Genomic DNA, 9871 nt, shown 5'->3' on the forward strand with positions numbered 1-9871 from the left:
GCACCGAATACGCCCCCACGATAACACCGTCACCGGGGCGTCACAATCGCGGCGAGATGCCGAGCGCGGAACAGGTGCGTAAAGGGACGTTGTTGACGCCGGGTCGGAGATTCAAGGCGGACGTCATGCGGGTCGATGTCGACGGCTTCCCGGTCGTCGTGAAGTCATTCGCAGGGAAAACCCTGTTGTCGCGAATCTCCGGCTGGATCCAGACCACACGGGAAAGCGCGGCGTATGCCCGTCTTGAGGGTGTGCCCGGCGTGCCACGTCTGATCGGGCGACCGGATGGGATCACGATCGTTCTGGAGTGGATCGAGGGTGAGCAGCTGGGCTATGCACCCGATCGCGAACAGCGAGGATGTGACGTCTTTCCGCGGTTGGTGGAGATCGTCCGCGCGATTAACGCTCGCGGCGTCGTCCATTCGGACTTGAGGTCCAGACACAACGTCCTGGTCACTACGAGCAACGAGGTCTTCGTCGTCGACTTCGCGGCGGCGATCCGGCTTCGCCCCGCAGGCCTGCTCCATCGGCTTCTATTTCGGAGACTGGCCAATTTCGATCGATCGGCGTTGCTGAAGTGGAAAGAGGTCTTGCGCGCCGGCCCGTACACGGATGAAGAGGAATCGTTCCTGAAGCGATTCCGAATCTTCCGTGGGCTGTGGTTCATCAATCGGAAACCACCGAAGCCCGAATGGCGAGACGAGTCATGATCGATCTCTCGATCGTCATCCCGGTTTTCAACGAGCGCGACAACATCGAACCGATCGTCATCGAGCTCCTTGACGTACTTCCCGGTTTTTCCTCCCGGTTCGAGATTCTCCTGGTCGACGACGGTAGTGACGACGGGTCGCGTGAGGTCATCGACCGGGTTGCGGCGGCGAATCACTCGGTTGTTCCGTTGCATCTGCGAGAGAACCGTGGGCAGACCGCTGCGTTCGACGCCGGCTTCCGTAAAGCGCGCGGCGAGTGGGTCGTCACCATGGACGGGGACATGCAGAACGATCCGCGGGACATCGGCCGGCTGTTGGACGCTGCCGGAGACGATCTGGACGCCGTCGTCGGATATCGTCGGTCCCGCGAAGACTCATGGCACCGTCGAGTGCTATCGAGGCTGGCCAACGGGATTCGGAACGTCGTTTCCGGAGACGACATCATCGACACCTGCTGTTCTCTGAAGGCGTTCCGGCGAAAGTGCCTCACGGTTCTTAAGTTGCACGTCGGGATGCATCGTTTCCTGCCGACGCTCCTTCGAATCGAGGGGTTTCGCGTCGGTCAGATCCCGGTCAATCACCGACCGCGTCATTCCGGACAAAGCAAATATGGGATCTGGGACCGCGCGTGGCGCAGCTTCATCGATCTTCTGGCCGTGCGGTGGATGAAGAGCCGACGGCTGGACTACGAGGTGGTTCACCGTGAGCATTGATGCGGAACGACTCTGGGTGGGGATCGGGCTACTCGGGCAGGGGATGTTCGCCATTCGCCTGATCGTGCAGTGGGCCGTCTCGGAACGCCGTGGAAGACCGATGATACCCATCGCATTCTGGTGGTTCTCGATCGCCGGCGGGCTCTGTCTGCTGGCCTATTCGGTCTGGCGGATGGACCCGGTGTTCATCCTGGGACAGTCGATGGGCCTGCTCATCTATATGCGGAATCTCGCTCTGGAGCGTCGAAGCGACGAGGCCTAGTGCCCGGATCCGACGCCGTCTTCCACATCACCCGAGGAGCTCGCATAGTAGCCCTCGCGACATGTCACCTGAAGATCGTCGCGGTCGGCGATGCGAACCTCGATCGAGCGCCACTCGCCGTTCTTCTCTCGATCTTGGCTGGAATAGGCCAGCGCGTATTGCGCTCGTAACGCCTCCGCAACCTGTCCGAATGCGCGACGAAGCTGTCCGGAACGTGGCGAGAAGAACGATCGTCCACCGGTTGATGCGGCGATCCGCTCCAGAAACTGCTTGGTCGTTTCGTCGCCCGTCAACTGCTCTGCCAGCGGAAGGTGCCACTGGACCACCCGATCGCTGCCGCTGCCCATGCCGATCGTGAAGATGATCACCTCGTTGCGGCGAGCCTCCTCCATGGCTTCATCGGCAGTATGGAGACTTCCCGGCTCGAGACCCGAGTAGGACTCGTCACGCCCATCGGACAGCAATACGAGGACACGACGACCGGTAAAGTCGCGGAGCTCCCGTGATGCCCGCCACATTCCGTCGTAGAGGGCCGTTCCCCCCGAGGCCTCGAGCCCCACTACGGCCGCGGAGAGGCTCTCCTTGTCTGCGGTCATCGGGTGGGTGACGGCAACGCCATCGGAAAATGTCACCAGCATTGCCTCGTCCGCTTCGCCCATCACGCTGATGAAGCTGAGCGCTGCGGATTTGGCCTGTTCGAGTCGCGTGCCCTTACGCATGGTGTTCGAGGCATCCAGCACCAGGGCCAAACGCAGCGGTTTGCCGACCGAACTGAAGCGAGAGATCGACTGTTTGATGTTGTTCTCGTAGATCTCGAAGTCGTCACGACCCAGGTTCGGAACGTAGCTTCCGCGTTTGCTCCGAATGATCGGGAACACGTTGACGAGGTCGACCTCTTCTTCCTGGTTGATTCTCAGTTGGGAGGTCCGGATCGACGTGGATTCGCTGGTCCCGTCGGACCAGAAGACGGTGGCGACGACTCGATTACCGCGACTACCGTCCCCGGCATCGAACGACGTCTTCCACGGCGCTGCCGTCATCGTCGTGACCAGCTCGTCGTTGACCCGAATCTCGATCCGCTCGACGCTGCGTCCGCCGGCGTTGGACGGAGCCACCTCGACCCGCGTGTCGCCAATGGCGAACGAGAGGTTGCGCGGACTCACGATCGCGATGTCGGCCCAGGCGTGGCCGGCCATGAGAGCCAGCAGGACGGAGCCGAAAAGCGTGATCCATCGTCGTCGCCGAGGTTCGACAGATTGGGGCACAGCAGACATGAAGCCATGCTACGCAACACGGACGTATGTGCCAAGTTGCCCGGGCTTCGACTGCGGTAAGCCTACTGCGGGCCGGATACCGCAGTCGTCGCGGGGGGGGCCGAACCGCGAGTTCCAAATCGTGTCAGCAACACCAACCCCAACGCAGGAATCTCCAGGAACACCCAGCTGAACAGTCCTGCCAGGAGGCTGAACAGGAGGCCGGGTACTCCGAGCCACAGGGGAGCGAGCATCAGGATTGCATAGGGAACGAAACCGACAAAGGTCGCCGCCATCACCGAAAGGTCCCGTCCGAAACTTCGTCCGATTCGGTGCCCGACGGCCCAGAGAACGGCGCAGACGCCCAACCACTTGGTCACACGGAAGAGGGCGAACCCCAGTGGGAGTCCGATGACCGTGACCGAGAGCAGCGTAAGGAGGACCATCACGCCCAGGTAACCGAGTAGACCCACGAAGAACGCGGTCCCGTACCGAAGCGGCGCGACGGCGCCGATCGTACGCACGCGATCGGGGACGAGCGCGGCGATGAGTCCGATCACAAGGAAGATCAAGAACATCTTGATCAGTCTGAACCAACGGAAGACGAACGCGACGACGTGAACCGGTGACGGTAACCCGGAGACCCAGTCTCCCATTCCAAGATCGATCACGCCCTGCAGGTCGGCACCGGAGGCATCAACGGACCCCAGGATGTTGTAAACCTGTCGGTCGACGGTTGCGCCTCGGAGATCAAGATCCGAGAGCACGCCAACCACTTCTCCCTCGACGGTGCCGCTGATCGTGACCTTGCCGAAGACGACGACGATCTGATCTTCGAGCTCGCCCTCAAGCGTCAATTCACAACCGATACAGATTGCGGGGCCCTCGAGCACGGTGCCGGCGGGGATCGTCGTGGGCTTGGCGAATATGCTGACCCACGGACCTTCCTTGTACCGCTCGGGCGGTTCCTGTCCATAGGCGGCCAGGGTGCCGACGAAAACCACAACCAGGAACATCAGCAGTGCCGTGGGGCGTCGCATCAACCCTCCTCTCCGGTGATCCGCGGTTGACGCAGATCCCGACCGATCACGAACAGAACAACGCCGGTCATCATCATGTAGGCCGTTGTGACGAGCGCCGGAATTGCCGGTGTCATCGTTCGTAACCAACGAAACAGTCGCTCAAGTGGTTCGACGAGAGTTCCGAGGAGAACGAACGGGACTTCCAGCACGGTCACGACCGCACGCCAGACACTTGCTAGCAGGATCCCGCCCACTTCGAGAAGTCCGGCCCCCGTTCGGGCGGCCTCGACGGCCTGCGGGAGAGACTGCGCCAGCGCGGCCACCAGAACGACCGAGCCCACCATCGCGACGACGGAGAGCCCGCCCAGTTCCCGCCAGGGCAATCCGTGTCGGGAGGCGGTGGGGCTTGCGGGCAATTGGCCAAGCACCGCTTGACGCACGTCGACCGATCTCAGGACTTGGTCCTCCGCGGTGGTCGAGGTTCGAAGCGTCGCAAGCTCCGTCGCGATTCTCGCCTCTGCCGTTCTGTCATGGTGGCACTTCGCGCAACGAGCGAGATGGGACTCGAGGCGCTGCCGCGAACGGTCCGAGAGTCGGCCCGCTCGGGCCTCGCTGAACGCCAGACGCGCACGGCGGTGATTCATGTGAGCTCGCCGAAGTACTCGGGGTGGCGTCGGCTGAGACGTACGCGTAGTGCATCGCGGCCCCGCATGAGGCGGGTCTTGATCGTGCCTTCCGGTAGGCCCAACATCGTTGCCGCCTCCTTCACGCTCATGCCCTCAATGTAGACGAGAAAGACCACTTCGCGGAAATGAGGCGAGAGGGTCTGGAGCGCGGCGTGGAGCAGCCGACGTCGCTCAACCGATTCGATCTCATCCGCAGGGCCAGGGGCCGCGGACTCGACGTCGGACGGAAGCTCTTCCTGTGCGGGGTCGCGACGTTGTCGACGGGATCGATCGATGACGTGATTAACGGCCAAACGGTAGAGCCAGGTAGAGAACGCGTGGTTCGGCTGGAACTGCTCGAGTCGGGAGTAGGTCTTGAGGAAGACCTCGCTGACCACGTCGTCGATCGCCGACGGTGGCGTTCCGTAGCGCCACGCAACCGAAGCGACCAACCGTTGGTAGTGACCGACCAGCGTCCCGAAGGCATCGTGATCTCCCTGCCGTACCCGTTCGACGAGCCGATGGTCACGCGCTGTGCGGTCCGTCATGCTCGCCCCTCGCGGGATGGAACGCTGCCTCGGGCTCCCGGGTTCCACGAATTTGGTCTCAAGTCGCGTTCCGGTCAGGCTACTATAGGCGCCAGCCTACCTTTCTGGACCGGCTGAGGAGGATTCATGGCCGCCGCCAGCCGACGTACAAAGTATCGCCTTTCCGCGGACCGCGTCCGTTGGCGCTGCGACCCCAAGATGTTCTCGTTCCGAACGACCAAGGAACTGGACGACAAGCCCATTCAGATTATCGGCCAGCGCCGGGCTCAGGATGCCCTGGCCGTCGGTCTCGCGGTTCACGGTGCCGGCTACAACGTCTTTGTTGCCGGCGATGTCGGAACCGGTCGTTCGACCATCGTTCGCCGATTGCTCAATGGGCTCTCGGGTGAGGACGTCGTCAACGAGGACATGGTCTTCGTTCATAACTTCATCGACCCCTCGGAGCCGGTCCTGTTGAGGTTCCCGGCCAGTATGGGCGCCGCCTTCCGACGGGCGATGGAACTACTGACGGATCGACTGTTCGAGGACCTGCCGGCACTGTTCGAGTCGGACACCTATCGGCAGCAGCGGGCCGCGATGGTCGAGGCCACGCGGGATCGACAGAAGAACCTCCTGAAAGAGTTCGAAAAGCATGTCGCTCGCTACGGATTCACCATGGTTCAGGTTCAGATCGGTACCCAGGTCATCCCTCAGCTCGTTCCGAAGATCGATGACGATCCCGTCGAGATGGATGAACTCGAGAAGCGGGTCGAGAGCGGTGGGTTTGACCCGGAAGAGTTTTCCCGACTGAAGGAACGACTTCCGGTCCTCCGTGCCGAACTCGAGGCGCTGGGCAAGACGCTGCGAAACGTCGATCGAGATATCCGACAACGTCTCCACGACCTCGACGGTCGCCTGGTCGACCCACTGCTACACCACGCGATCGGAGAGATCGCCGACCTATTCAGTGACATCGATGGACTCGTCTCTTACCTGGAGGGTGTCCATGAAGACCTGCTGGTCCATCTGGATGGAATCCGACGGGCCCACGAGGCCCAGGGTGAACATGAGGAGTCCCAGTTGGAGATGACGGCGATCCTGACTCGCTATCGGGTCAACGTGATCGTCGACAACAGCCAGCGCGAGGGACCCCCGATCATCTGGGAGAAGGCGCCATCCTATCGTAATCTCATCGGTCATATCGATGCGGATCGAGTCGGGGCAGGTGAGTGGGAGTCTGACCATACGATGATTCGGGTGGGCAGCTTGATCCGTGCCAACGGCGGCTGTCTGGTCGTGGATGCGATGGACCTACTTGCGGACCCGCCGCTCTGGGTCGCCGTGAAGCGCACGCTCCGTCATCGAGAGGTCACCGTGCAGCCGCAGGAGAGCCAATCTCCGTTCGCGAGTGTCTCGCTGAAACCTCAGCCGGTCGCGATCAGGGTCAAGGTGATCCTGCTGGGGACCCGCCAGATCTATCGCCTGCTGTCGGCTCTCGACGAGGACTTCAAGAAGATCTTCAAGATCAAGGCCGAGCTTTCCAGCGTGACCCCTCGCAGCGTCGGCGAGCTCCGCAACTACGCGCAATTTGTCCACAAGAAGGTGGGTGACGATGGGCTCCCGGAGTTCGATCGGAAGGCAGTGGCTGCAATCGCCGAACACGCGGTTCGGATGGCGGGCCACCAGGAGAAACTGACGACGCGCTTCAGTAAGATCGCCGACTTGATTCGCGAGTCCGGCTTCTGGGCCCGGAACGCGGGTTCAAGAGTCGTCCGCGAGAAACACGTCGACGAAGCCGTGACCAAGCAGATCGACCGGGTCAACCTACTGGATGACTACCTCAAGGAAAGTGTGGCCCGCGGTCAGCAGCTGTTGACTCTTGACGGGGAGGCGGTCGGTCAGATCAACGGACTTGCCGTGCTGGATGCCGGTGACCATGCCTTCGGGCAGCCCAGTCGAATCACGGTGACGACATCGGTCGGCAGGGGCGGCATCATCGACATTGAACGAGAGGCTCGCATGTCCGGGCGAACGCACACGAAGGGCGTGTTGATCCTTGGCGGATTCATGCGTCACCGGTTCGCGCGAGATCGTCCGTTGACGCTCAGCGCCTCCATCTGTTTCGAGCAGAACTACAACGGGATCGACGGTGACTCGGCTTCGTCGACGGAGTTGTACGCACTGCTCTCCAGTCTTTCCGGTGTTCCTCTGGATCAGGGGATCGCCGTGACAGGCTCGGTCAACCAGCGCGGAGAGATCCAGCCCATCGGTGGTGTCAACGAGAAGATCGAGGGGTACTACGAGGTCTGCGCTCAGGCCGGGCTGACCGGTCGCCAGGGGGTGTTGATCCCCCGTCGCAACTGTCAGCATCTGATGCTGGACAAGGCCGTCGTGGCTGCGATCCGCAAACGTCGCTTTCACGTCTGGAGTGTCAACTCCATCGAGGAAGGGCTTCAGGTCCTGACCGGCAAGGTGGCGGGAGTTCGAAGGGACGATGGAACGTTCCCACCGAAGAGCCTCTACGCGGCCGTCGACGCCGAGCTGACCCGTCTCGCGAAGATCGCCAAGGAGCAAAAGGCCTAGGCGTCAGTAGGACTTGGCGAAGTGGGCTCGCTTGTTGGAGACGCCGTCGCAGATCAGGCAGGTGCCGGCTTCTTCCGGCTGGTCTAACGCGATACAGCGAATCGTCGCCTTGGTTTCTTGCTGAATTCGGGCCTCGCATGCCGCGTCGCCGCACCAGTGAGCAAGCAGAAACCCGCCGGGATCCTCGATTGCGCGCTTGAACGCGTCGTAGTCCTCGACGGTCATGGTGGCTTCCTCGCGTCGCGCGAGTGCGGCGTCGAACAGCTCCTGTTGCAACGTGTCCAGCATCTGCACGACGGTTGCGCCGCAAGCCTCCCGATCGACGAAGCTCTTCTTTCGCTCGGTTCGGCGCGCCAGGGCGACCGAGTTCTTGGCCAGATCCTTGGGACCCAGCTCGACCCGTAGAGGCACACCGGCTAGCTCCCATTCGTGGTACTTGAAGCCCGGGCTCAGATGGTCTCGATCATCGAGATGGACACGAAGTCCGAGCGCTCGCAGCTCATCGGCGACCGATCGGGCGGCCTCGAGGATCGCATCCTTCGGGTCGTCACCGCGCCAGATCGGGATGACCACGACCTGGGTCGGAGCCACCTTCGGTGGAAGGACCAGACCGTCATCGTCACTGTGGGTCATGATCAGGGCGCCGATCATGCGTGTCGACATACCCCACGACGTGTTCCAGGCGTGGCTCCATGCCCCGTCCTCGTCCTGGTACTTCAGTTCGAAGACTTTCGAGAAATTCTGTCCGAGATTGTGGGATGTCGCCGCCTGCAACGCCTTTCGATCCTGCATCAAGGCCTCGATGCAATAGGTAGTCTCGGCGCCGGCGAATTTCTCGCTCTCCGTCTTGATGCCCTTGATGACCGGGATCGCCATCGTCTCCTCGGCAAACGTCGCGTAGACGTCCAGCATCTTCCGAGTCTCTTCCTCCGCCTCCTCTGCCGTCGCGTGCGCCGTGTGACCCTCCTGCCAGAGAAACTCCGTCGTGCGAAGGAACAGGCGGGTTCGCATTTCCCATCGAACCACATTGGCCCACTGGTTGATGAGGAGGGGAAGATCGCGGTAGGACTGAACCCACTTGGCAAACATGTGATAGATGATCGTCTCCGAGGTCGGCCTGACGATCAGTTCTTCTTCGAGTTTGCTGTCCGGATCGGGGACGAGGGTCACCTTGCCGTCGACGATCGTGGACTTGAGACGCGAGTGCGTGACGATCGCACATTCCTTGGCGAAGCCCTCGACATGCTCCGCCTCGCGGGCCAGGAACGACTTCGGAATGAACAGCGGAAAGTACGCGTTGCTGTGTCCCGTGGCCTTGAACATCCCGTCGAGCACCGATTGCATGTGTTCCCACACCGCGTAGCCGTGGGGTCGGATGACCATGCAGCCCTTGACCGGCGAGTAATCCGCCAGCTTGCCCTGGGTAACGAGGTCGGTATACCAGCGCGAGTAGTCCTCGGCGCGTGGTGTGATGTTCTTGGCCATCGTGGCTCCTGGGGGACGTGGTTACATGGACAACGAGCGAGGCATTATAGGATCGTCTCTTGATCGGGAGCGAGATAGAATCGTCCCATGATGACATCCCCCATGGAGTCGAGGTGCTCCGTCCCCGTCGGCCGCCTGTGGATCCTCCTGGCACTGGCCGTCACGATGGCCTGCCAATCACCCTCGGGGCAGGCGGAAGACGTTCTCGGGCGATACTTCCGTGCCGTGCAGGATGGGGATCTGGCCGAGCTGCGCTGCCTCATCGACCCCGGTCGGGTCGGGCCGGAATCGACGGCCCTGACCGGCGTGACCGGCGAGGAGGAATGGGTTCGGATCTATCTCATGGGGCAGATCGAGGTCTACGAGCGCGGAAAGGAGATCGGGTACGTGCCACTCGAGGGGGATCCGGCTCGTACCGTGAAACTATTCTCGCTGGCACGCGGGGCCTATTACGACGTCCTCCGGGTTCAGCGCCGTGACGGCGAGCTCCATGTCACCACCGAGATCCGGTCAGCTTTCTCCCATATCGACTTGTCCGGCTTCACTCCGGGCACCACCTTGTACCTGGGAGGGGCTCCCGCCGGAAAGGTCGAGGCGGTGGTGGTGCCACGCTTCTCCGGAGATGTCAGCGTGAGCGTTCTCGATCGAATC

At 61.9% G+C, this 9871-nt stretch carries 10 protein-coding genes; 5 read left to right on the forward strand and 5 right to left on the reverse strand.

Annotated features, from left to right (window positions below):
• The first annotated feature begins 56 nt into the window (after positions 1–56).
• From OES25_14620 to OES25_14630, 3 genes are read left to right on the forward strand one after another with little or no spacing between them, the layout of a single operon-like run.
• Entirely contained in the window at positions 57–710 is a 654-nt protein-coding gene (locus OES25_14620; GenBank protein MDH3628877.1) for a hypothetical protein, read from the forward strand.
• On the forward strand, positions 707–1423 hold the full coding sequence (locus OES25_14625) for a glycosyltransferase family 2 protein (protein ID MDH3628878.1): 717 nt from the start codon (positions 707–709) through the stop codon (positions 1421–1423). The genes OES25_14620 and OES25_14625 overlap by 4 nt, the downstream gene beginning before the upstream one ends.
• The gene (locus tag OES25_14630) at positions 1413–1685 is read left to right on the forward strand and encodes a lipid-A-disaccharide synthase N-terminal domain-containing protein (GenBank protein MDH3628879.1); all 273 of its coding nucleotides are present in this window, start codon (positions 1413–1415) and stop codon (positions 1683–1685) included. Before OES25_14625 ends, OES25_14630 begins: the two co-directional genes overlap by 11 nt.
• Here the strand turns inward: OES25_14630 and OES25_14635 are convergent.
• From OES25_14635 to OES25_14650, 4 genes are all read right to left on the reverse strand, one after another.
• Positions 1682–2959 (reverse strand): VWA domain-containing protein, encoded by a 1278-nt coding sequence (locus OES25_14635; GenBank protein ID MDH3628880.1) that lies wholly within the window; start codon positions 2957–2959, stop codon positions 1682–1684. The two genes, OES25_14630 and OES25_14635, sit on opposite strands and share 4 nt — an antisense overlap.
• A 62-nt stretch (positions 2960–3021) precedes the next feature.
• On the reverse strand, positions 3022–3978 hold the full coding sequence (locus OES25_14640; protein MDH3628881.1) for a hypothetical protein: 957 nt from the start codon (positions 3976–3978) through the stop codon (positions 3022–3024).
• A complete protein-coding gene (locus OES25_14645; GenBank protein ID MDH3628882.1) occupies positions 3978–4604 on the reverse strand; it encodes a zf-HC2 domain-containing protein in 627 nt (208 codons plus the stop codon). Before OES25_14645 ends, OES25_14640 begins: the two co-directional genes overlap by 1 nt.
• Entirely contained in the window at positions 4601–5173 is a 573-nt protein-coding gene (locus OES25_14650; GenBank protein ID MDH3628883.1) for a sigma-70 family RNA polymerase sigma factor, read from the reverse strand. Before OES25_14650 ends, OES25_14645 begins: the two co-directional genes overlap by 4 nt.
• 126 nt (positions 5174–5299) lie before the next feature.
• Between OES25_14650 and OES25_14655 the strand changes: the two genes are divergently transcribed.
• Complete coding sequence (locus OES25_14655; protein ID MDH3628884.1) at positions 5300–7735, forward strand: AAA family ATPase; 2436 nt, start codon at positions 5300–5302, stop codon at positions 7733–7735.
• Between the two features lie 3 nt (positions 7736–7738).
• On the opposite strand, the gene proS is transcribed toward OES25_14655, so the two are convergent.
• On the reverse strand, positions 7739–9220 hold the full coding sequence (gene proS, locus OES25_14660) for a proline--tRNA ligase (protein MDH3628885.1): 1482 nt from the start codon (positions 9218–9220) through the stop codon (positions 7739–7741).
• Between the two features lie 87 nt (positions 9221–9307).
• Here proS and OES25_14665 point away from each other — a divergent pair.
• A partial coding sequence (locus OES25_14665) for a hypothetical protein (GenBank protein MDH3628886.1) occupies positions 9308–9871 on the forward strand: 564 nt, incomplete at its 3' end.

The sequence above is a fragment of the Acidobacteriota bacterium genome, from assembly GCA_029861955.1.
GTDB lineage: Bacteria > Acidobacteriota > Polarisedimenticolia > Polarisedimenticolales > Polarisedimenticolaceae > JAOTYK01.